This window comes from Streptomyces sp. NPDC088252, assembly GCF_044740965.1.
Taxonomy (GTDB): Bacteria; Actinomycetota; Actinomycetes; order Streptomycetales; family Streptomycetaceae; genus Streptomyces.
Window position 1 is genome coordinate 24946 of sequence record NZ_JBIURS010000040.1, and the last position, 21954, is coordinate 46899.

Annotated in this window: 15 protein-coding genes and 3 pseudogenes; 9 read left to right on the forward strand and 9 right to left on the reverse strand. The window is 67.3% G+C overall.

From position 1 onward, the window contains the following. Positions 1–34: 34 nt before the first annotated feature. The 3 genes and pseudogenes from ACIOHC_RS40810 to ACIOHC_RS40820 all read left to right on the forward strand — a co-directional run. Positions 35–274: pseudogene (locus ACIOHC_RS40810) on the forward strand (helix-turn-helix domain-containing protein); the annotation flags it as partial. A 243-nt stretch (positions 275–517) separates the two neighbouring features. Next, on the forward strand, positions 518–988 hold the full coding sequence (locus ACIOHC_RS40815) for a hypothetical protein (RefSeq protein ID WP_401846579.1): 471 nt from the start codon (positions 518–520) through the stop codon (positions 986–988). A gap of 185 nt (positions 989–1173) precedes the next feature. Next, complete coding sequence (locus ACIOHC_RS40820; protein WP_401846545.1) at positions 1174–2004, forward strand: IS5 family transposase; 831 nt, start codon at positions 1174–1176, stop codon at positions 2002–2004. On the opposite strand, the gene ACIOHC_RS40825 is transcribed toward ACIOHC_RS40820, so the two are convergent. Then, positions 1922–2518, reverse strand: coding sequence for a hypothetical protein (locus tag ACIOHC_RS40825; RefSeq protein WP_401846548.1), 597 nt, complete (start codon positions 2516–2518; stop codon positions 1922–1924). The two genes, ACIOHC_RS40820 and ACIOHC_RS40825, sit on opposite strands and share 83 nt — an antisense overlap. A 119-nt stretch (positions 2519–2637) precedes the next feature. On the opposite strand from ACIOHC_RS40825, the gene ACIOHC_RS40830 reads away from it, so the two are divergent. Beyond that, positions 2638–3075: a hypothetical protein gene (locus ACIOHC_RS40830; protein ID WP_351086172.1), complete on the forward strand. Its 438-nt coding sequence runs from the start codon at positions 2638–2640 to the stop codon at positions 3073–3075. Between the two features lie 20 nt (positions 3076–3095). Here ACIOHC_RS40830 and ACIOHC_RS40835 read toward each other — a convergent pair whose 3' ends face one another. From ACIOHC_RS40835 to ACIOHC_RS40850, 4 genes are all read right to left on the reverse strand, one after another. Then, positions 3096–4187 (reverse strand): ATP-binding protein, encoded by a 1092-nt coding sequence (locus ACIOHC_RS40835; RefSeq protein ID WP_401846551.1) that lies wholly within the window; start codon positions 4185–4187, stop codon positions 3096–3098. After that, complete coding sequence (locus tag ACIOHC_RS40840) at positions 4184–5524, reverse strand: Mu transposase domain-containing protein (RefSeq protein ID WP_401846554.1); 1341 nt, start codon at positions 5522–5524, stop codon at positions 4184–4186. Before ACIOHC_RS40840 ends, ACIOHC_RS40835 begins: the two co-directional genes overlap by 4 nt. A gap of 471 nt (positions 5525–5995) precedes the next feature. Beyond that, positions 5996–10456, reverse strand: coding sequence for a caspase family protein (locus ACIOHC_RS40845; protein WP_401846557.1), 4461 nt, complete (start codon positions 10454–10456; stop codon positions 5996–5998). Continuing rightward, positions 10456–11406 carry a hypothetical protein gene (locus tag ACIOHC_RS40850; RefSeq protein ID WP_351086180.1) on the reverse strand — a complete coding sequence of 317 codons (951 nt, stop codon included), beginning with the start codon at positions 11404–11406 and terminating at the stop codon, positions 10456–10458. Before ACIOHC_RS40850 ends, ACIOHC_RS40845 begins: the two co-directional genes overlap by 1 nt. 1327 nt (positions 11407–12733) lie before the next feature. Here ACIOHC_RS40850 and ACIOHC_RS40855 point away from each other — a divergent pair. Then, a complete protein-coding gene (locus ACIOHC_RS40855) occupies positions 12734–14065 on the forward strand; it encodes a hypothetical protein (RefSeq protein WP_389638177.1) in 1332 nt (443 codons plus the stop codon). A gap of 549 nt (positions 14066–14614) precedes the next feature. Beyond that, positions 14615–15382, forward strand: coding sequence for a transposase (locus tag ACIOHC_RS40860; RefSeq protein ID WP_401846562.1), 768 nt, complete (start codon positions 14615–14617; stop codon positions 15380–15382). A gap of 196 nt (positions 15383–15578) precedes the next feature. Here the strand turns inward: ACIOHC_RS40860 and ACIOHC_RS40865 are convergent, their stop codons facing one another. After that, positions 15579–16049 carry a helix-turn-helix domain-containing protein gene (locus tag ACIOHC_RS40865; protein ID WP_351086186.1) on the reverse strand — a complete coding sequence of 157 codons (471 nt, stop codon included), beginning with the start codon at positions 16047–16049 and terminating at the stop codon, positions 15579–15581. A gap of 247 nt (positions 16050–16296) precedes the next feature. Between ACIOHC_RS40865 and ACIOHC_RS40870 the strand changes: the two genes are divergently transcribed. Next, the gene (locus ACIOHC_RS40870) at positions 16297–17214 is read left to right on the forward strand and encodes an NAD(P)H-binding protein (protein ID WP_389638174.1); all 918 of its coding nucleotides are present in this window, start codon (positions 16297–16299) and stop codon (positions 17212–17214) included. A gap of 364 nt (positions 17215–17578) precedes the next feature. Here ACIOHC_RS40870 and ACIOHC_RS40875 read toward each other — a convergent pair whose 3' ends face one another. Next, on the reverse strand, positions 17579–18298 hold the full coding sequence (locus tag ACIOHC_RS40875; protein ID WP_401846566.1) for an IS6 family transposase: 720 nt from the start codon (positions 18296–18298) through the stop codon (positions 17579–17581). A gap of 50 nt (positions 18299–18348) precedes the next feature. After that, a pseudogene (locus ACIOHC_RS40880) lies at positions 18349–18648 on the reverse strand (transposase); the annotation flags it as partial. Between the two features lie 553 nt (positions 18649–19201). On the opposite strand from ACIOHC_RS40880, the pseudogene ACIOHC_RS40885 reads away from it, so the two are divergent. Further along, positions 19202–19351 (forward strand): annotated as a pseudogene (locus ACIOHC_RS40885) (IS630 family transposase); the annotation flags it as partial. Between the two features lie 72 nt (positions 19352–19423). On the opposite strand, the gene ACIOHC_RS40890 reads toward ACIOHC_RS40885, so the two are convergent. After that, positions 19424–19801: a nuclear transport factor 2 family protein gene (locus tag ACIOHC_RS40890; protein ID WP_072488733.1), complete on the reverse strand. Its 378-nt coding sequence runs from the start codon at positions 19799–19801 to the stop codon at positions 19424–19426. Between the two features lie 164 nt (positions 19802–19965). On the opposite strand from ACIOHC_RS40890, the gene ACIOHC_RS40895 reads away from it, so the two are divergent. Then, a complete protein-coding gene (locus ACIOHC_RS40895) occupies positions 19966–21396 on the forward strand; it encodes an IS701 family transposase (protein ID WP_401846570.1) in 1431 nt (476 codons plus the stop codon). Positions 21397–21954: the final 558 nt, after the last annotated feature.

Sequence of the window (21954 nt, forward strand, 5' to 3'; positions counted from 1 at the left end):
TACTCAAGTAGTGAGTCAAAGGGAGGACGGCTCAGTGAGTCCGGGAGAACCACCACAGCCAGCGCGGACCGGAACCCCTACCGAGTTCACCGAGGCACTCCGGACGCTGCGCATCTGGTCAGAACTGACTTACCGCCAGCTCGAGGGCAAGGCCACCGCACATGGCGAGGCACTCCCGGCGAGCACGATCGCGAGTACTCTCAGCCGCGCCACCCTCCCCCGGGAACGGTTCGTCAAAGCTTTCACTCGTGCCTGCGGCCTCAGTGACGCAGAAGTACGCGAGTGGCTTGAGGCACGCCGCCGCATCGCCGCCCACGAGCACGCACGAAATAACGACGCCAGCGGCGACAGCCCCGAAGTTCCCTCCTCTACGAACACGTCTGCCGCAGCGCGCTCCCCGTGGTGGCCCCGGGTGGCCGGCCTGGCCGGCGCCGTAGGCATCGGGGTTGCGAGCACACTCGGCATCAGCAGCCGATTCCACGACTCGCCAGCGTCGACCGCTATACCCACAATGCCGGTGACCGGGCTGCGAATGCTGGCCGTAGGCAGCTGGGCACGGATCCACCCCGTTCGCACGCCCGATCTGTGCCTCACCGAAGGCAGAGATCGCACCGGGCGCTACCAGACCGCCGTCGCCGCCCAACGTCTCTGCTCGAAGGCCAGCCTGCCGCATGTGTTCCTCGAACCGTTAGCCAAGAACACCGTGCGGATTCAGTGGCACCACGCGAAGTACGGCATCGGCTGCCTCACCGTCCTGGTGAAGGGGCCGGGGCGCGATCTGCTTGAACCCCGCGACGACTGTCCCGATAACAACCGGGCACAACAGTTCCGCATCGAACGCTTCGGTTCGTCTGCCACAACCCACTTCCGTATCCGCCCGGTCATCACCGGCCGGTGTCTAAGTGCGTTGTGGCAAACCGGATCTCGTTCGAGGTGTGCGGCGCGGATGGCTATCTGGACAGAGTTACGGGTGCGGCCGCGGGCATGAAAGAACGGGCCCCTTGGTAGTGACGCGGTTACGACACCCAGCACGACCAAGGAAGCCCGTTGTCCGACCAGTTGAGCAGTATCTCTGTGGTCGCGTCCACCGCGGTCACCCCTGGGTGTGACTGCTACGTGCACCGGTTCGGTCCGATCGTTCCGGGGCGGCGGGCGCGGTGCTATCCGAGTGACATGACGGATGCGGAGTGGGCCGAGGTCCGCTCCGCGATGCCGGTGCCGGCCTGGCTCCTCAGGCAGGGTGGGCGCCCCGAGGCGTACTGCCACCGCGAGCTGCTCGACGCGGTGCGCTACCTCGTCGACAACGGCGTCAAGTGGATGGCCCTGCCGGTCGACTTTCCGTACTGGCGGGCCGTCTACGACTTCTTCCGCCGCTGGCGGACCTACGACTACGTGCGTGAGCTGCACGAACGCCTGCGTTGCACGGCCAGGGAACGCAAGGGCCGAAACACCGAGCCCAGTGCCGGGATCATCGACAGTCAGTCGGTGGACGCCTCCGAAACCGTCAGCGAGGACAGTCGCGGATACGACGGCGGGAAATCACGTGACGGGCGTAAGCGCCACATCCTGACCGACACCGAGGGCCTGCTCCTCGAGGTGACCGTGACCACGGCCGATGTTCACGACTCAAAGGCCGCCCCCGCGCTGCTGGAGACGTTCATGACCGATCCGGGTCGGCTGCTGAAAATGGTGTGGGTCGACAGCGCCTACCAGGGCCCGGCCCTGGCGAAGGCGTTCGCCCGCCACGGGGTCCGGATCGAGGTCGTGCGCCGATCCGACGGACAACGCGGATTTGTCGTACTGGCCCGCAGGTGGGTGGTGGAAAGAACGCTGAGCTGGCTCTCGCGATCACGCCGCCTCAACCGCGACCACGAACGCCGGGCCGATCACCACACCCAGATGGTGTGGTGGGCCGCCATGATCAGGCTGTCCCGGCGCCTGGCCGGAGACGCCCCGCGCTGGCCGGAGAAGCGTCCCGACCGACTGCCCCGGGCGCGGGCATGAACCATCCGTTCTTCTCCCGCAGCAGCCAGCCCCGCTTCTCCAGCGCATAGGCACGGTGACGGACCTTCTCCACCTCGTTCTTGATCTCCGTCTCCCGGCCCACCGCCCGCGCCAGTTCCACCCCGCTCACCGGCCCCGACGCGGCCGCCACCGCGGCGAACACCTCCCGATACAGGCCACTGAGCACCTCCTCACCCATACCCGACCGCCACACCGGCGGCCGCTCGTCATACCCCGCCCCCGCACCAGAGCCGCTCGACCCCACAGCGGCAGCCACCTCACCACCAGACGGCACGGAAGCCGGCGTATTCACCGCGCTCTCCTCGGCCAGCACCGACACGAGCTCCTCCCGCCCCACCCGAGCCCGATCGACACGCTCCCGCGCGGCATTCACCTCCGCCTGAGCCTGCTCCAGGACCTCCGTCCAGGACTCCAGATCCTGCCACGCCCGCGCCTCACGCCGTTCCATCAACCCCAGCACCGACGGCATCGCATCCTCCTCGATCAACAACAAGCCGTCCGCTGCCTGCCCCTACCCCTCCACGGTCATGCTCCGAGCACGAAGAAGCCCCCGCTCATCGAACAGGGACTCCCTTTGCCACAACGCACTAAGTCGGCGGTTCACTGATGGGCATGCTCGCCCTGCTGCACGGTGCCTCCAGTTCCGAGGTCCGGATGCTGCAGGTCACCGACCTCGACCCGGTGGCCCAGACCGTCCAGCTCGGCAAGCGGCCCCACCCTGTTCCATTGGATCCCACCTCATGGACGGCGGTCCAGCGATGCCTGGCCCACCGCGAGGCATGGCCGACCGCCAACCCTCACGTGATGATCACCAAAGGAACAAAGGCCGGGCGAAGCCCGGCCTCAACTGCCTATCTCTCCCATGTCCTTGACGACTGCGGATACCCACCCCGGATGATCCGAAGCACCCGCCTGCTCGACCTGGTGAACACCATGGACCCCAAGCTCGTCGCCGCCGCCTTCGGAATGGACCCACAAGCCACCCTGATCTATCTCGCCGACCGCGTCGACGAGGGGCGACTTCCTGCCTCGGAGCCAGGCCGGAAATGACGAGAGACAGCACCGGAGGCTCACGCAGAATTGCGGCCATGACCGCCTTCTCCTGCAGTGCCTGTCAGCAGCGAATCAGCCCCGACCTTCGGGAAGTGCCGATGCCGCCTCCGGTGACGGAGGAAGCCCCGGGACACAGGTTCCTGCCACCGCTGATGCCGCGCGGGTCGTATGCGGTCAGCCCTCACACCGGCGTGTTCGTCCTCAACCCCGACGACATCTCGGGGGTGGCCAGACACCCTGACCGTGGGCGCCGCAACGGATGCTGCGGACTTGACGGCTTGGACGGCCCCAACCTCGTCTGCGATGCCTGCGGAGCCGAGGTCGCAACCCAGCAATCGGATTGCTGCTCTCAACAGCTGATCGCGCTGATCCCCGACGCGGTGACCACAGCCATCTCGTCCTCTGCTTGAACCCATGGAGTTTCGGCAGCACCTGGCACGGGTTCGCCGGAACATGTGCGCTTTGGCGATCCCGACGTTAGTCGTCAGAATCGTGCTGGACTTGAGATACCTCTGGTTGATCACCTGGAACAGGGCTGAAGCACCATCCTCGGGCAGCGGGAGGTAGCCAAGCTCATCGATGATCAAAAGCTTCGGACCTGCAAAGAAGCGCATGCAGGTCTTCCAGCGGCCTTCGAGGGCAGCCTTGTGGCACTTGGCAGCGAGTTCTGCGGCGGTGGTGAAGTAGACGCGGTGGCCGCCGTCGACGGCCGCCCGCCCCAGCGCGACCGACAGCATGGTCTTGCCCACTCCAGGTGGACCGACGAACAGCACGTTGGAGGCGTCGTCGAGGAAGCGCAAGGTGGCCAGGTCCCGGATCAGTTTCTCGTCGACGCCTGGCTGGGCGGCGAAGTCGAAGTCGCTCAGTGTCCAGGGCTCGGGCAGGCAGGCGAACCGTTCCCGGGCAGCCAGCTTCCGGGCTTCGACGGCCTCGACCTCGATCTCCAGGAGCCGTTCCAGGGCTGCGGTCAGAGACATCCGTTCGGCGCGGGCCTGGTCCAGGACCCGGTTCAACGCCTCGGCGGCGTCGTTGAGTTTGAGATAGGACAGGTGGCCTCTGAGCTGCTGGAATCGGCGGGCCTCGCTCACCTGCATCGGTGACGTACTCACTCCGGGTTCTCCTCCTGCTTCGGTGAGGGGACACTCCGCAGCCGGTCGGCCACGGCGGCATAGTGGGTCAGGTCGATCACGACCCGTTCGGCTGAACTGCCGGTGGCAGGCCCTTCACGCAGACGCTCGGCTTCAGCCAGAGCGGCGGCTGACGGGGGCTTGCGGACCTTGGTCTTGCAGGGAGCCAGGTCGGAGAACGAGGAAAGTACTGCCCTTTCCAGCGCGATGACGTGTCCGTCGTCCCGGACCGTCTGTCCGGCGCCGCGCGGGGCCCGCCGATGGCAGGCGATGATCGCCCGGCCGACCGTGGCGATCCGCAGATCGTCCTCGCCGAGCCGGTGCAGGACCTTGACCTGGACGCCAGGCAGTCCGGGCGGGACGGAGTAAAAGTTGCCGTCGAAAGCGACCAGGCTCTGCGGGGTGACGGTCCGCTCGACCTCCAGCTCGGCCGGGAAAGGACGCACCGGAATGTCGAGCAACGGCTCAGCGTCGGCGAGCTCGCCGACGGTAGTGACCGCCCCGTCGATCCGTCGACGACGGTCGTCCATCCGGGCGGCCAGCTTGTCGACACCGGACTGAGCCTGGACAACCGTGAGGCCATCAGGAAATGTGCGCCACCAGCGTTGCGCGGCTGAGTGGTTGGCCTTCTCCACCACTCCCCTGCGATTGCCGCGGCGGGGCGGACAGATGTCCACTCCGACGCCGTAGTACGTGGCGACGGCAGCAAGCGCCGCGGTGACCTGGCCGCTGGAGGGATAGCAGACGGCGGCCATCCGGTCGAAGCGCCAGCGGCGAGCGGTTCCGCCGAGCTTGCGAACGACATCGCCCAGGGCCTGGACCATGTGCGGGAAGTCCTCAGACTCCGCCAGCACCGCCCGCCATCGGCCCGAATGTGCGAGGGCACCGACCAGCAGATGCGCGCGCTCACCCACTCCCCAGCCGTCAGGCGGGTCAGGCAACTCCAGCCAGTCGAACTGGATCTCCTCGCCCGGAGGATGCGCAATAACAGCGACATTGCGTCCGGTGGAGGCATGACAGGGCTCGCAATGAGGCCGGACCCGATAGCGGCGAAGAGCCCGGGTGAACGTCGAGTACGCACCCTTATAGCCGAGACCCACTACCTCGTCGAACAGCGTGGACGCCCACAAGTGCGGATCGTCAGCCAGGCGCTGTCGGCAGTACGGAAGGAATGGAACGAACGCGTCCGGCGCTTGACGCCGCTGGCCAGCAGTCCGCTCACCATTCAGATAGGCGCGAACCGTCTTGCGGTCCCGGCCCAAATGCCGGGTGATCGCCGAGATCGTCCATCCCTGCCGACGCAGTGCATGAGCATCCACGTCTTCCTCCCGCGTGAGCATCCAGGCCCCCGAACAGGCCGAACTGGCGCATGCAGGCTTTCCGGATGAAGCGCTACATACAGCAACACGCCGGTCGAGATCACACGATGGGTGGGGAGATCAACAGAGCAGGTTTGATCCATCGCTGAGCAGCAGGTGGGGAGATTCAAAAAGCGCCATCATCCCCGCCCAGATCAGGGCCACGGTTCCTCCGCTCGCTCGATGTGTCCCGTTCTCCCAGACGACCTCGCCAGCGTGGTCCCACTCAGCGATGCACCCACAGGGGCCCGCAGCTCCTAATCAGCGGCCGAGTCGTCGTGAGGCGCCGGGCGGCCAGGTGACGTGAACCGTCGACGGCAACCCAATCAGAGCCATACCCGGCGCCTCTGGATCCCAGGACCATACGACTGGCCCGTCCGACCCACCAACAACGTAGGACCCAATCAAGTTCAGTAGCGGACACTCGTGGACTCAGTGACCGCCCATGCCATCGGCCTGGCTGCTTGCCCCGCTATCTGCTGAGTACCTTTCCCTTTTATCGGCGGTACCGAAGACGTAGACGTCTTTGTACGCGGAGAGAATGAGCCGTCCGTCGGGCGCGAACTCCAGGGCGTTGATCGCAACCTGGTCGGGCACGGTGAACATATCGACAGCGGCGTCGGGGGAAGCCAGCGGCCACACCTTGCCGTCCGTCTCCCAGACCGTCACCTGTCCAGCGCTGTTGCCGGTCGCCAGCAGCAGGCGACCCTTGACGATCCGCCCCGTGAGTGTCTTGATCCCAGGCCCCTGCTCACCGAGGACAATGTCCGTGAGACCGTCCCAGGCTCTGACAGTGCCGTCATCGCATGCAATCAGAGCGACGGAACGCTCGCCGGGGCGGACGCAGGCCACTGCAGTCGCCGTCCAAATGCCGCGCAAGGTCTTGCCGGGGTCGTTCGTGCCGAGACGCCACAGTCCTACGGATCCGTCCGATCGGACGCCGGCTACGTCCAGCGGGCCCCCTTGGGGCGCGCAGGCCAAGGCCGTCACCCGGCCGACGGCTCTGGTCAGGTCGTGCAGCGAAGTGCCACTGATCATGTCCCATACCTGGAGACGGTGCGCGTAGTCCACCATCACTGCGACGGGACGGCCTTTGTCGTGACCGACCGCAACCGCCATACCCCAACGAGGTCGCTGCCGGTCCATTGTGGTGCCGCTCGTCAGGTCCCACACTTCGGCCGGCCGGTTAGCGGCCAGGGTCAGAGCGAGGGTACGGCCGTCGACCGTAGCGGAGACGACTCCCGTGAAACCTGAGACTTCATCGGTAATGGGGGGCAGGGCGAGAGCCCCGGTATCCATCCGCCAGATCCGTATGGTCGTGTCGCTCCCTGCTGTCACCACCACCGGCTGGCCCCGGTGACTTGCGCAGGCAGCGGCGACGATGGCCCGGGTGTGGCCGTCGTTCGACGTCCCAGGCGGCGGGGTGAGGTCACATACCTGTACGGATCCGTCGGGCGTGCCAAGGACGGCGGTGGCGGCGCCGTCACCGGAGACGTAGGTGTGCAGTGAGATGAACGACCGCTGCAGACCGGAAGGGCTTGAGGTCGTGGCGTCGGTCGGTTGCCGGGGCGCTGATGAGGCGACGAGACGGCGGCTCTCCAGATCGAGCATGTGCACTGAGCCGTCCACGCAGGCCAGAACGGCGGTGGGTCGACCGCCCGGCGTGGTACAGGAGACGGCGGTCGCTGGAGACGGCAGGACGAGCGCGTCCACTTCGCGTGGCGCGCGCAGACGTCGCAGGGACCAGATGCGAACGGCGTTTCGGTCGGCGGTGACGGCAACTGGAACCCCGTGCAGGACAGCACAGCCGACTGCATCCAGTGGCGGAAGGCGCGGATCGGCCGGGGAGGCCACGGTCTTCCCACGGGCCAGGTCCCAGATGTGCAGGGAGCCGTGGTGACCGCCGGCGACGACCACTTCCCGGCCCCGTCGCCCGACCTTGTCGGCTGCGTCAGGGTCCGCGTCCACGGTGACCGTCGCCAGGCCGCCGGGGCAGCCGTCCGGCAGGAAAAGCCGGTGCGGCAGTGCGGTCGCGTTCGCGAGATCCCATACCTGCTGGACGCCGTCCTGGGTAGCGCTCACCGCGATCCTGCGGCCCCCCAGGTCGAGCGTGACGAGGTGTGTCACCGGCGAGGAATATACGGGGGCAAGGCGGCTAGCTTCCCTTGTGCATGCGGTGGTGAGGTCGTAGACGTGCACGGCACCGGTAGCGGTGCCAGTTATGAGGAGGTCGTGACCAGCGGAGGTAGTAGTGGTCAGCGAGGTGAAGGCTGTGCTGCATGCGGGGGCGGGCAGGTCGACCGGGCGCCCGGTCGCCATGGCCCAGGCGCGGAGCTTTCCGCCATCGGCTGCGACGACAATGTCTCCTCCGATGCGGCTGGCTGCGGTGATCGGTCCCAGGCCGTCGGCGAGGCGTTGCACGGAGAGGGTGGAACGGGAGCTGCCTGCCGCTGCCCACAGGGGACGCCATCGGCCTGCCCGGCCCCCGGTGTTCAGCTGGTCAAGCAGAGCGGTGTGCCGGTGCCGGGCGGCATCGCAGGCGAGGACGTGACGGCGGACATCGGGGCTCGTCCGCCGGTGTAGGTCCAGATGGTCACGGTAGACGGCGGCAGCCGACCGGGCTTCGTCGGTGCGCAGCCCGTGCAGCAGGGGGGCCAGCCCCGCGGGGTGCGCATGGATCAGGAACTCGCCGTCGGTGACCAGTTCGTCGAGGCGTCCGGCCGCGGCGGCCTTGGCGGGCAGGTGGCGCAGGACGTACGCGTCGGCCTCACGCCACGACAGGGTTCCGTCGGTCGCACGGGGGACGGTGCCCCGAAGCCGCCGGTACCAGCGGTCCTCGGCGTCCCGAGGTGCGTCGTGGCGGCGCAGGTCGTCGGCGAGTGCCTGGTGGTAGAGCCGGTAGACCGAGCGCCCGTCCTCATCGAGGGTTTCGACGAGATAGGGGCCTACAGCGTCGTTGCGCAGGAGGTTGAGGATCCGCTCGGCAGTAGGTCCGGTCTGGTGCGGGTGGGGTGCCGCGAGAGCTGCCCAGATATGTGGGAGGGGCATGCCCTGACCCTCGGCATACGCCAGAGGCAACAGTAGCGACCTGACCTCCGCCGCCTCCGAGAGGGTGAGCTGCTGTGTGAGGGCCCAGCGGAAGGCCCGGCCGATCGCGGTCGCAGGGCTGTCCGATGGGTCGGGTGCAGGAAGGCTGAGCGGCGAAGCGCTGTGGCCGGCCGCGGCATTGGCCGTGGCGCGGGCAACGAGACGAGCCACCAGATAAAGGGGGTGAGCAGCTAGGGCGATCTCGCCGGCGGCGCGGGCGACGAAGGAGTCGGGCAGGTTCCTGCCGCTGTTGGGGCCGAGCGGCGCTCGCAGCAGGTGCTCGGAGTAGGTTACGAGGTCTTCGATATCGGTCCAGGTAGGTTCCGCGAGATCCATGATTCGTGCCTGCGGTGCCCTCCACGCGATGGCGCCCACGATATGAGGCCTGGTGCCGATCAGGAGGCGCAGCCGGGGGAATGCGTCCGCCAGGTCGGCGAGGAAGCGGGCGATGTGGTGCTCTTCGTCATGGGCGACACCTGACTCGTCGAGCGCGTCGACCACGAAGGTGGCGAAGGAGTTCAGGGAGGCGAGACGTTCCCGTAGGCCGGACACGGTCGGCTCCGGGGCTCCGACTGCGGCGGCGAGGGCGGCGACGACCTGGTCCAGGGTCAGGGCCCGCGCATGTAAGGCGACCGTGATGGCTCCGGTCGGTGGTTGCGTACCAGGCGCGACGGTCTCGGCGGGGATAGTGTCACGTGTGCCCTCGTCGGACAGGGCGACGAGTCGGCCAAGAACTGCTGACTTGCCTACGCCGGGCGGGCCGGTCACGACGAAGACTCGGACGTCGTGGTCGTTCTGGCCTCGAAGCCAGCCGGCGAGCCGGCGCAAGGCTCGGGCTCGGCCTGTGAAGTAGTGGCCAATCTCCCTGGCTGTCTGCCGGCCAGTGCCCCGTGGGGAGAAGTGCTCACTCAGGTCGGCGTAGCGGCGGCGCTGTTCAGCGATCTCGAAGGCAGAGGCGGCGCCTAGGCTGCGTACGAAGTGGCGCTGTTCAGCGATATCGAGTTCGCGTCCGGCCAGGCGTAGTTCGGGTACGTAGTAGGGGTTGGGGAAGAACCCGGTCGCCGGGTCGCCTTGGATGGTGTCGTCGAACAGCTGCGCCCAGTCCGCCTTCTGGTCGACTTCACGCCGCCGGAACTCCGCGTTGAGCGCGGCAACGAGTTCGGGCAGCGAGATGTGGCTGGCGTGATGGCCGAGCCGGGCCTCGTCAGTGAGGACGTGGGCGAGTGCAGCGCTGAACGCGCCGTCGTGTGCCTCCTCGGTGATCCGGGCGGCGCTGAGTACCCCGAAGGACTTCAGGAAGCGATGATCTGCGCCTGGTGCGTGGGCGAGCGTGAGCTTGGCTCGTACAGCCTGGTCCATTGCGTCCACCGCGCCGCGGCCGGCATAGCAAGCGTCGAGGACGAGCAGCAGGCGTTGGACACCCTTGAGGGCTGGGAGTTCCACGAGTTGGTGGGCGGCTAGCGCGCTGAGGCGGACCTCGGCCGGCCCCGTCTCGGAGTCGGAGCACATCAGGTAGTGGGCCGGGCCCTCCTCCTGGCCGTGGCCGCTGTAGTAGACGAGAAGCGTGTCGCCGTCCTGGAAGTCGTTGGTGAGCCAGCGCAGCAAAGGCCGCAGGACGTCGTCGGGGGCAGGGGGGTCCAGCTTTCCGTCGGGGAAGACAGGCATCGGTTCGTATCCGATGCCGGCGAGGGATCTGAGGATGCTCGGCAGGTCCTCGGCAACGCCGGGCAACGCGGGGAGTTCCTCGTGCGTGTAGTGCGCGGCGCCGAAGGCCAGCGCGTACCGTTTCGGCGTCGCCTCTCCCATTAGCCCGCCGCGAGCCCCTCGCCGATCGCCGCTCCGGACTCCCTGGCGGTCAGATGGCGCAGCAGGTCGTGGACCTTCCATCCGTTGTCGACAGGCACGTCCCGGAGCACGGAACGGCTGGCGCCGACGGCGGCGTCGGTAACCTGGCCCGCTGCGGTCGCGTGGCTGGTGGGGAGAGGGCTGGGGTGGCGAGGACTGAACAGGTCGGCCAGCTCCTTCACCGACGCAACCACATCGTGCCGGTCGGCGAGATTGCTCCAGCGCTCCAGGCCGCCCGGCCACTGCCCGCGCCCTGCGGCCGGAGCCGGGCGCAGCCGGTCGAAAACGAGCGAAGGCATGCCGAGCGGAGAGCCCATAGTCACCAAGGTGCGGACAGGCCACTCGGGGTGCGTGCACAGGGTTTCGTACGCGATGACGGAGCCGAGCGAGTGGCCGACGAGCACGGTCGTGTCGGGGCCGATGCGGGCACCGACGGCCTCGGCGGCACGGGCCCGCACAGCGTCCTCGGTGAAGTAGCGGCGCACCTGGCGCAGGACACCCAGCAGGAACCGCTCAGCCACCGGCCCGGGCAGGAACGGCGAACGCAACAGGGCGTTCATGGCGCGCTGGAGCGTGCGCGGGGTGGGGGCCTTCGTCGGGTCGGAATCCGCTTTCGTGGGGTCCGGTGCGGCAGCCGCTGCCCAGGCTTCGAGAAGGGCCTGCTCGTACGGGTCGGCAAGGTCGGCGGCGCTACGTGGCGCGGGTTGCGCGCCTTTGGTGCCGGGGGCGCGGAAGACATCTCCGTAGAAAGCTACGTCGACGTCGTCCGGCGCCGGGGCGGGGCCACCGATGTCCCCGGCGGCAACGGCAATCTCTACTCCGTCGGCGAGTGCGGCGCCGACGGGATCCCGCAAGGACCGTCGCCCCAGGTACTCCTGTCCGATTCCGTGCACCACCACGACACGCGCCATGCTGCCCCCTCGATCGTCTTCGGTCGATGACAGCATGATCCCCCAAGCACGTTGCGTGGAACGCCTTTTGAGACATTGCTGAGATCGTTCTGGCTCAGCCGGTCCTGCAGTTGCGGTGTCGGCCTACTGTCGGAACTGGCTCTACGGAGGATGGCTCCTGCTGCACGGGCATGTCGCCCGGCTCCCAACCAGATGACATGCCCGTGTCCTCACTGGGGCCTGGGATGCTTGCCGGTGCCGGCTCATACAGTCACTACGACGTTGCCGAGGTCGGCCTCGCCCTGGCCGGTCGAGCGGGTGCCCGGCCGGCCGACGTCCTCGGGGTGAGGGTCAGTCGGAACACGGTCCTGCGCCTGGTCGACGGTCTCCCCAAGCCTCAACCGCGGATCCCACGGGTAGTCGGCGTTGATGAGCACGCGATGCGCAAGGGGCGCGTTTACGGGACCGTGCTGGTCGACGGCGAGTCCCGCAGACCGGTGGACCTACTGCCGGATCGCGAGGCGGGCATGCTCGCGGCCTGGCTGACCCAGCATCCGGGATCGAGGTCGTCTGTCGCGACCATGCCCCGTTCTTCACCGAGAGCGCCAGCATCGGGGCGCCCACCGCCGTCCAGGTCGCCGACCGGTTTCAGTGCGCCATGAGGCGCCTTGCTGTATCCCTGACTCAGTCGGGAAGAATTCGGAAGGAGATACTTGGCTCTAATGGCTTACCTTCCGGAAACGGTGACGGGACCAGAGCATGCCAGGAAACCGACGGTCACTCTCAGGCAGTAGAGGTGACGCTCATGGGACCCGCGTGACACGGCGTTCACCCCGCAGACGGACATCTTGATCGCCGATTGGCGCCGCCCTACGTGGAACGCGATGCCGAGCCCCTGCTGCGGCAGGCCGTGCAGGAGAGCGGATTCGTGCTCATCGTCGGTGAGTCGACTGCTGGCAAGACCCGTCTGGCGTATGAGGTTGCGCGGTCCTGTTTCCCTCGGCATGCGCTCGTGCGCCCGATAGCCAGTTCGGCGCTCGCCCCTGCCATTAAGGCTACCCGGCGTCCAGTAGGGCCACCCCTACCAGCGTAATTCCCACCGCCGCGGCAAGCGCCTGCGTCGGCCGGCTCAAGGGGTCAGCTGCCTGGGCGGCGAGGCCGGCCGCTTTTGCGCGACACGCTGAGTGATGACATTGTCGCATTTGGTCACTATGAGGGCAGGTGACGGATCCCATCCTCTGCCCGGAGTTGTGGCAAATCCCGTGCACTGCCCGCCCGCTCCCGCGTGATCAGGGATGGGCTGTGGCGGGCCCGTGAACAACACCTACGCAGAGGCGGTAGCTGTCCCATGGCACAGGAAGCCAGGATCGACGTCGAACTGACGTGGAAGCAGGCCGAGGAGAAGTCCTCGGCGGACAAGGTGGCGGAGTTCGCCAAAAACCTGCCGCAAGGCCCTTGGTTCGGCACCCCGACGGGCGTGGCGCGCGACAGCGACCGGCAGCCGAAGCACACCTGGCCGCTTCGGTCCGCCCGACCGTACCGGCGGGAGGTGGCCCTCGGCGAGGCTGCGGTCTACCTCGCCGACGGTCACGACGAGCTGGAGCGGCCGTTCATCTTCGCGGACGGCTTCAACTACGGCCGCAGTGACCTGCCGGGGCTGTTCGCCCACTTCAACGCGCCCTACCCGGGCAGCAACGTGGGCTTCCTCGAGCAGCTGCTCACCGCGGGCATCGACGTTGTCCTGGTCGGCTTCGAGGAGCGCCACACGTACATCCAGGCCAACGCCGGGGTGGTGATCAGCGCCATCAACAGGGTCATCCAAGAGAGGCAGGGCGGTGAGCCACTGATCGTCGGCGGGGTCAGCATGGGCGGCATCATCACCCGCTACGCCCTCGCCGAGATGGAGAACCAGCACCAGGACCACGAGACCGCGACCTACCTCTCCTGGGACTCCCCACACAACGGCGCCTGGATCCCGCTGATCCTCCAGCAGATGGCCTACTTCTTCGAGTCGCTGCCGGCCAAGCCCGGCAAGGTCAAGGAGGCCGAGCTGATCAGGAGCCCCGCCGCGCAGCAGCTGCTGTACGCATGGGTCCCGGACGCGAAGTACGAAGGCCCCGTCGCCACCTCCAGCGAACTGCGCACGCAGTTCCTGGCCGAACTGAGCGACCTCGGCCAGTTCCCGCAACGGCCGCGCAAGCTCGGCGTGGCCAACGGCACCGGCAACGGCACCGGCCGCGACCTACCAGCCGGAACGGAGGTGTTCAAGCGGCAGGTGCCGCTGGTCGTCTACGCCCAGGCGAACTTCCAGCCCGACAGCGGAACGCGCAAGCCGATTGGTGAGATGCGGGCCATCGGCCAGGTCCGACGGGGCTTCACCTCGTACGTTCCCGGCCTTGACGGCACGCCCGGTGGCACCCTCGGCTCCTTCGGCAAGATCGCCGCGGCACTCGGGGCTGATATTCCGGAGAAGTGCAGGTTCAGTTGCTTCGTCCCCTCCGTGAGTGCGGTCGCGCTGGACTACGACCCGGCCAAGTGGGACGTCGACCCGTACGAGAAGGTCGAGGAAGCCGACGAGAAGAGCGCGCTCGACGAGTTCAAGTGCGACAGCGACAACACCGAGCACAGCCAGGTGACCAAGCCACTGGTCGACTGGATCATGGAGCGAATCGTCCACTGATACCAACGGCTTGGACAGTGCGGGACCCGCGCTGCGGCATTCCGGCCAGCGGACCAAAGCGCAGGGCTGCGTCGTTCTCGCGGCTGGGATTCCGGTGGAAGACCGCGGCAAGTCGCGGCTGGGACGTGGCCAAGCACGGTGTTCGATGATCGCTCCATCCATACCACGGAGACGCATCGGCACCGACTTGACCACGCCCCAGCCCCTCAGCAGCTCGCGCTAAGGGCTGTCCCGTAATCGAACCATGTTCGGCGTAGGGTCTGCGAGACGGCGCGGTCGTGGCCGTCTCGCAGACACAAGGAGGACCCCGTTGGATCAGAGCCCCATCTGCTGCTTCTGCTACCAAGGCATCGATCTCGATCAGGACGAGGCAGCGACCGAGGTCAGATTCGGCGCGATTGACCCGGCACGAGGCGGTGGCGTGCGGCAGAAGGCCTACACGCACTCAAGCTGTCTTCGCCAGCGAGTCCACCGGAGCATCGACCTCTGGTGGGAGTTCTGAGGCTGGGCGCATCCCGAGCCGCCGATCGCGGATGAAATGATCTTTCGGTGCCTCATGTGATTACAGCGTCGGAGCCGTCGTGGACAGGTCCGTTCACGGGGCTGAGCCCGCGCTCCTTCGGCAAGCTGATCACGATGCTGCGCCGGGAGGGGGCTGACGCGCCCCGTCCAGGGCGGCCGTGGTCGCTTCCGCTGGAGGACCGGGTTCTGCTGGTGGCCGCCTACTGGCGCACCAACCTGACGCTGCGGCAACTGGCCCCGCTGTTTGGCGTCTCGAAGTCCGCGGCCGACCGGATCATCGACCATACCGGCCCGATGCTCGCACTCAAGCAGCGGCAGCGATTCCGCAAGGACGCCGTGCTCACCGTCGACGGCACTCTGGTACCCACCCGCGACCACAGCATCGCCGATCAGTCCAGGAACTACCGCTACTCCACCAACCACCAGGTCGTCATCGACGCCGATACGCGCCTGGTCGTCGTGGTCGGTCGGCCCCTGCCGGGCAACCGCAACGACTGCAAGGCATGGTCCGAGTCCGGGGCGAAGGCCGCCGTCGGGCGGACGATGACGATCGCTGACGGCGGCTACCCAGGCACCGGCCTGCTCATCCCGCATAGACGCCCCGCCGGCGGAGAACTGTGCGACTGGAAGAAGGAGCAAAGCCGCTCCCACAAGAAGGTCCGGGCCCGCGTAGAGCATGTCTTCGCCCGAATGAAGAGCTGGAAGATCCTGCGCGACCGCCGCCTCAAGGGCGACGGCGTCCACCACGCCATGCTCGGCGTCGCCCGCCTGCACAACCTCCTCCAGGCCACGTAACACAGGCCACCCCGCCCCACGGCGCACTCCGCCACAGCCGAAGATCAATTACGGGACAACCTTTAGGCACGACTTCTTCGACCGCTTCGAGCCTCCGGCTCCCGGCAACTCGGTGGAACCTCACACCAAGCCGTCGCCCTCGCGTCGTTCCTGATGTAGAGGTGGCACTTTGATGACAACTCCTAGCCAGGGGTGGTCAGCTCAGTCTGGAGTGCACCGCGACTTCCTCCGGTTGCACCTCGTGGCCCTGCTCGCAGGCCAGCCGCAGGGCAACCGGTGCATCGCATCCGGCGTGGCGCAGGACCAGTGGTGGCCCGTCCGGGCGGGGCAGGTGACGGTCGCCCCACTGCATGAGCGCCAGGAGGGCCGGCTGGAGGTCCACTCCGGCCTGGCTCAGAACGTATTCCTTCCGACTGCGCTGGCCTGGCTCCTGGTACGTGCGCCGCTCAAGCAGGCCGGCCTTGAGCAGCTCGCGAAGCCGTGCCGCGGCGACAGCCTCGGTGATCCCGGCGCGCCGTACGAAGTCGTCGAACCGTGTGGTTCCGTAATGCGCTTCCCGCATGATCAGCATGGCCGATCGGGTACCGAGGATCCGCATCGTCCGGTCGATCGAGCAGTCGTCCGCCACCCATTGCCTGCGATCGGCCAGAGCTCCCACAAGGCGCATCGGCATACTCCTCATCTCCTACCCGCCTCCCCTCTGGCTATAGCTTCCCATAGCCAGATCAGGTGTAGACTTCTGGCTTTAGGAAACAAAAGTCAGGGTTTCCGGCGCCAGTCCCGCGCAGGTCGCAGACCGCCCTGGCACAACACTCCGGCCGTCCGCCCGGCGCGCTCCTGAACACGTGCGCCATTCCCCCGGCGCCACCACTTCGCCGCCGAGGCGGGCGTGATTCGCAAGGAGGTCGACGAGCATGGCGAAGAACGATGACCGACTCTTCCTGATCACCGGCGCAACGGGGAACACAGGGAAGACCACCGTGCAACTGCTCCTGGAACGAGGGCACCGTGTACGCGCCCTCGTGCACCGGGAGGACGACCGTTCGCGGCAGCTCGCTGCCACGGGCGCCGAAATCGCCGTGGGCGACCTGCTCGACTTCCATGGCGTGAGCACCGCCCTACGAGGAGTGAGCGGAGCCTACTTCTGCTACCCGATCGCCCCGGGCCTGCTCGACGCCACGGTCACGTTCGCGCAGGCGGCCACCGAGGCCGGCGTCCGATCGGTCGTCAACATGTCGCAGATCTCTGCCCGCCGGGAAGCCGTCAGCAACCAAGCGCGCCAGCACTGGCTCGGCGAGCGCCTGCTCGACCGCACGACGCTACTCACCGCGCACCTGCGGCCGACGTTCTTCGCCGAATGGATCGGCTGGTGGTGGGGTCGCCAGGGAGACGAGGGCGTACTCCGCCTTCCGTTCGGAAACGGCCGTCACGCTCCCGTCGCCGCGGTTGATCAGGCGTACGTGATCGCCGCAATCCTCGAGAAGCCCGAGCCGCACGATCGCCAGACCTATCCCCTGCACGGCCCGGTCGAGATGGACCACTACGGAATCGCCAAGGCGGTCTCGCGCGCACTCGACATCCCCGTCACGTACGAACCCGTCAGCGTCGAGGAGTTCGCGGACGGGCTGGCTTCCCTGAGGAGGGAGTCCCACCTGATCCAGCACCTGAGCAATGTCGCCATCGACTACCAGAACGGCATCTTCCAGGGCACGAACAACCTCATCGAGGTCATCGGCAATCGCTCTCCCATGACCGTGGAGGAGTTCGTCATCGACAGGAGGCACGACTTCGATCACAACGGTTCGAACTTCGTGCCCCCGAAATCAAGCTGACCGCCAAAGGGCCCTGAACAGCCAAGTTGGACCTGCCGATCCAATAGTCGCTCGGTACTGTCCAGGCATGACAAGAAAGGCCCGGGTGCCGGATCCGCGCGGGTGCTCCATTGACGCCGTCATGCAGGTCCTGGGCACTCCTGCCCCTCCGGGAGACCACCCTCGGCGTGCGATCTTGGACGTCCTCGCCGATGGAGTGAAGTCCCCAGCGCCCCTCGCCGCGATGCGGCAGGCAGCCGGGACTGACATGAACGAGTTGCTCGCCAAGGCCCTTGAGGCCCACAGCGGGCGCTGTCAAGTTGTTGAGTATGTCGGTGCCTGACGGCGCGTTGGGGCATGGTGGGCTTGCGGTCCGGGCCTGTGGTCAGGCTGTGGTGGGCCAGCTGGCAGCTTGGGTGATCTGGTCCCAGATCGCGAAGCGGACGGTCATCTCGGCTCGGTGGTCGGAGGCTGCCATAAGGTGGCGGTGAGGGCGGAAGTGGGGCGAGATGCCGTTGAATGCGGACAGGAACCGCTGGACCCCGCCTACGGAACGGAATCCCTTCATGGCGCGTTCGCACTGCCGGGTGGGCTGATGGGAGTTCTCGGCCCGGTTGTTCAGGCCCTTGTGGGAGCGGTGTTCCACCGAGGGCATGACCTCGCGGTGCGCCGCGCTGTAAGAGCGGAGCTTGTCGGTGACGACCACCCTCGGCACTGTACGGGTCTTCTTTATCAGGCGGCGGAAGAAGCGTCTTGCCGCGGTCTTGTCCCGCCGATTCCGGACGAGGATGTCGAGGACGTTGCCGTCCTGGTCGACGGCCCGCCACAGATACTTCAGCTCGCCGTTGACCTTGATGAAGACCTCGTCCAGGTGCCACTTGTCCCCGGGCCGTGGCCAACGGCGGCGCAGTCCGTCGGCATATGCCTGTCCGAACTTCAGACACCAGCGGCGGACCGTGTCGTAGGAGACGATGATGCCGCGCTGCAGCATCAACTCCTCCACCTCACGGAATGACAACGGGAAGCGGAAGTACAGCCACACGCAGTGGGAGATCACCTCGACCGGGTACCGGTGCCCCTTGTACGACGGCGGCGTACTGCCCACGGACAACCCCCTCCACCGTCATCAACCCGAAGATCATCCCACCCGTCGGCCAACGTGACAGTGCCCTTCGGCAACTTGCGGCACCACGGCGGCAGGATCTTCGAGGAGAATCGCTGCCGCTCGCCCGTGGCCTCGTCCACGCGGCGGTCGTTCACGCGTGGCGCGGTGACCTCGACGGGCCCGGCCGCAGTCACCACGGTGCGGGGCCGATGGTGGCCGTTGCGGACCACCAGGCGTCGGCCGCTGTCGTCAGTCTCAGCCGCCAACTCGGCTATGTACTGGTTGACTTCCGCCTCCAGCGCGGCGGCGAGCATCCGGCGGGCGCCTTCGCGGACGATCTCGTCGAACAGGGAGCCGAGGGGGTGGAGCCGTCGTCGGTGACTACGCTGAGCACGGGCGTGCCTTCCCGACCCGCGCCGCGAACGCGGGCCTACTCGGTGACCATCACAGGATCATTCGGGAAGGTACGCCCTCTGCGTGCCTTCCCGGGCCGATCCACAGGTCCTGAGCATTGCTCCGGAACGGCCGAGGGCACGGCTTGGAGCAACGGCGTGACAGGGGTTCGGTCATCACAGCAGCTCAAACGAGCCTGCCTGCATCACCGCACTCCCCCGAGCGCCCAAACCCACCCCGAAGCCGGCAGAAGCAGTCCCCCGGGGCGCGGGCTCTCGATCACTTACACCGGCGGCTCGGTGAAGCTGCGCAGCATTCGCTCCATGTGAGCAACGCAGTCCCCGCCAACAAACAGGGTGAGAAACGCAGGCCAACGGCTCCATGGACGAGCTGATCTACGGCCACCTGAAGCCGTCTGCAGCATGTCCTACGAGGCGATGCGCTCACCAAAGTGAGCAAGGCCCAGCTCAGAGAACTCTGCCCTGCTCACCTTCAAGCGAGCCGCAACAGCAAACCCAGGCAGCGCACCGCTACCTGCGCTGGCGCACCACCAACGCCCGCCACCCCGACGTACTCGCCGCCCAACGCAAGGAACGTGCCCGCATCCGCAGCGAAAAGGGCATCGGCTGGGGCGGACGCCCCCTCAGCACCGCAGCCTGACCAACTGCGAACCGCAGCCCCCGAGCGCCGAAGGGGGCAAGTTCACGAGAAGGACAGCGACAGAAGGATGACTCAGGAGGCGGACGGCTCGATCTCCCCCGCAAAGACGATGACCTGGTCGATGAGGCTCCGTCGCAGATGGACGACGTCCGTTCCCGCCAGGCGGGGGCCTCCACCCGGTGTGGTGAAGACCCACTGGTACCGGGCCCACTCGTCAGGCATGTCCACCGCTGAGCAGCGCACCATCGTGCCGGTCCCCGCCGGGTGGCGCCGGATGTCCAGCACGAACCGCTCGACCGCCGCGATTCCTTCGCTGCGGCCCAACGGCCCCCAGAAGACCACGTCTGAGGTCAGGGCCTGGGAGAGCAGGGCAGTCACATAGCTGTCGTCCGAGGCGTTGAACGCGGAGATGAACGTGTCGATCGCGGAGCGTGCGGTCTCTTCCTGCATGCCCCAGTAATACCAGCCGTTTCGCGCGCGCTCGTCCCCCGGGCCGCCTTCCGATCACGGTGAACCATCCCGGTCACAGCACTAGCGGTGGTTTGTTGACTGCGGGTCTGGGCTGTAGTAGGCCGGTAGCAGAGGAACGTTGCCTCGCCGCCTGGGGGCTTGTGATGACCCGTCGTCTGCCGTGTCCGCCCGCCCCGGGCCCGCTGGAAGCCTACGCCGCACGCTTCGATGACCTGTTCTCCACACTGGCACAGCGCCGTGGGTTCCGCGAGTACCTGACTGGGCTGCTGCTGCCGCGGAACCGCAACAAGACGCTGACCTGCCTGGCCGGCACCGAACCCGTCGTCGGGGCCCAGCATCCCCCGGTGCAGCGGCTGCAGTTCTTCTTGTCCGAACCGACCTGGGACCACGAGCGGGTCAACGCCCGCAGGGTGGAACTCCTGCTGGCCGATCCCGCGACCGCGCCGCACCCGGGCGGGGTGCTGGTGATCGACGATTCCGGGGATCGTAAGGACGGGAAGGCGACCGCGCACATCGGACGGCAGTGGCTGGGCCGGCTGGGCAAGACCGACAACGGCATCGTCACCGTGACCCCCTGCTGGGCCGATGAGAACCTCTACTACCCGTTGCATGCCGTGCCCTACAGCCCCGCCCATCACTTACCCAAGGGCAAGAGCGACCCCGGCTTCCGCACCAGGCTGCAGATCGCCGCGGAGCTGGCCCGCACCGCGAAGGCTGCCGGGGTGGTCTTCCGGGCCGTGGCCGCCGACTGCGCCTACGGCGACCAGGACGGCTTCCGCAGACAACTCGCCTCGGCAGGGCTGCCGTTCGTCATGGCTCTCAAACCGAGCCACGGCACCTGGGCCTACGGCAAGGACGCCTACACTCCCGTCGATGCCGCCCGCGCCTTGACCTGGACGGGCCCCGAGCATCCGGGTGACTGGACCGCCGTCGAGCGAACCTTCCGTGACGGGCACACCGAGACCTGGTGGGCCGCCGACGCCCGCCTCGGCTGGTGGGGACCCGACGGGAACGTCCGCCTGGTCGTGGCCACCACCGACCCGGCCACGCTGCCCGCGCAAGCCACCTGGTACCTGGCCACCGACCTGCCCCGCCCCGGCGGTCCCCGCGAGGCCGACAACCCCGAACCGGCCGCCGGCCTGCACGAAGTCGTCCGGATCTACGGCATCCGACACTGGATCGAGCAGAGCTACAAACAGGTCAAGGGCGAACTCGGGTGGGCCGACTTCCAAGTCCGTTCCGATACCGCCATCCGCCGCCACCAGACCCTGGTCACCTGCGCGTTCTCGTTCTGCTGGGACACCTGGTTCACTCAGCCTCCGGACCCGGATCCCGTCGTCGTCCCAGCGGCCCCGCCGGCCGAACCGGCTGAGAGGGGCCCAAGCAAACCCCACCAGCCCCAACCAGCAAGCTGGCCACAGGCGATTCGCGCCGTCCGGGCCTGGCTCGACCCCTGGACCACCCTCCAACGCTGCTGGCGAGCCTGGAGCAACGCACCCCCGCCACCCGAACTCCAAGCCCTGATCAACGCCGTCGGAGCAGGCCACCCACTTGATCTCTACTCCCCGGTCTAACAAAGCACCGCTAGGGACCTGGCCCCGCAGAGTCAGACCCTTATTGACCTGCATGTTTGCCAGATCAGCGATGTGGTGGTACATGAGCGAAACATCTAACACACCTGCGAAAACGTTGCTCGGTTTGTCGCGATCCAGTATGGATCCAGCAACCGTACGGGCCAGCGAAGGGACCTCGGTGGCCGAGACCGCGCGAAACCTCGCGCCCGAACTCAAGGCCACCGGAGCCGCGTTCAAAGCCTCCGAGCGGAACCGGGGGCTCTACGGGAGCTTACCTTCCGGCCGCCTTCGATGTTCGCCACCACTCCCTGACGTGGCGGCGCCAGCGCGGTGCCCTGGTGCCGAGTTCCCCTTCCCGGTGAGCTAACGTAGCCTGCAGTCTAACTGCAAGTAGACGCCTGTGGATGCATCGCGGGATGACGAGAAGGAAGGTGCGGCGTGCTGCCGGAACTCGACATTGCCCGGGGGGTGCCTCTATGTCCTTCGTCAAGTTCGCGCTGCCGGTTTTGAGGGTTTTCATCCTGGTCATGCGGCGAGGGTGACGGTGGGGGTTCGGGA

Excerpts from the sequence above, each read along its gene's own strand:
- ACIOHC_RS40820 (WP_401846545.1), top strand. The coding sequence starts at position 1,174 with ATGACGGATGCGGAGTGGGCCGAGGTCCGCTCCGCGATGCCGGTGCCG.
- ACIOHC_RS40830 (WP_351086172.1), top strand. The coding sequence starts at position 2,638 with ATGCTCGCCCTGCTGCACGGTGCCTCCAGTTCCGAGGTCCGGATGCTG.
- ACIOHC_RS40845 (WP_401846557.1), bottom strand. The coding sequence starts at position 10,456 with ATGGGAGAGGCGACGCCGAAACGGTACGCGCTGGCCTTCGGCGCCGCG.
- ACIOHC_RS40850 (WP_351086180.1), bottom strand. The coding sequence starts at position 11,406 with ATGGCGCGTGTCGTGGTGGTGCACGGAATCGGACAGGAGTACCTGGGG.
- ACIOHC_RS40855 (WP_389638177.1), top strand. The coding sequence starts at position 12,734 with ATGGCACAGGAAGCCAGGATCGACGTCGAACTGACGTGGAAGCAGGCC.
- ACIOHC_RS40865 (WP_351086186.1), bottom strand. The coding sequence starts at position 16,049 with ATGCGCCTTGTGGGAGCTCTGGCCGATCGCAGGCAATGGGTGGCGGAC.
- ACIOHC_RS40870 (WP_389638174.1), top strand. The coding sequence starts at position 16,297 with ATGGCGAAGAACGATGACCGACTCTTCCTGATCACCGGCGCAACGGGG.
- ACIOHC_RS40890 (WP_072488733.1), bottom strand. The coding sequence starts at position 19,801 with ATGCAGGAAGAGACCGCACGCTCCGCGATCGACACGTTCATCTCCGCG.
- ACIOHC_RS40895 (WP_401846570.1), top strand. The coding sequence starts at position 19,966 with ATGACCCGTCGTCTGCCGTGTCCGCCCGCCCCGGGCCCGCTGGAAGCC.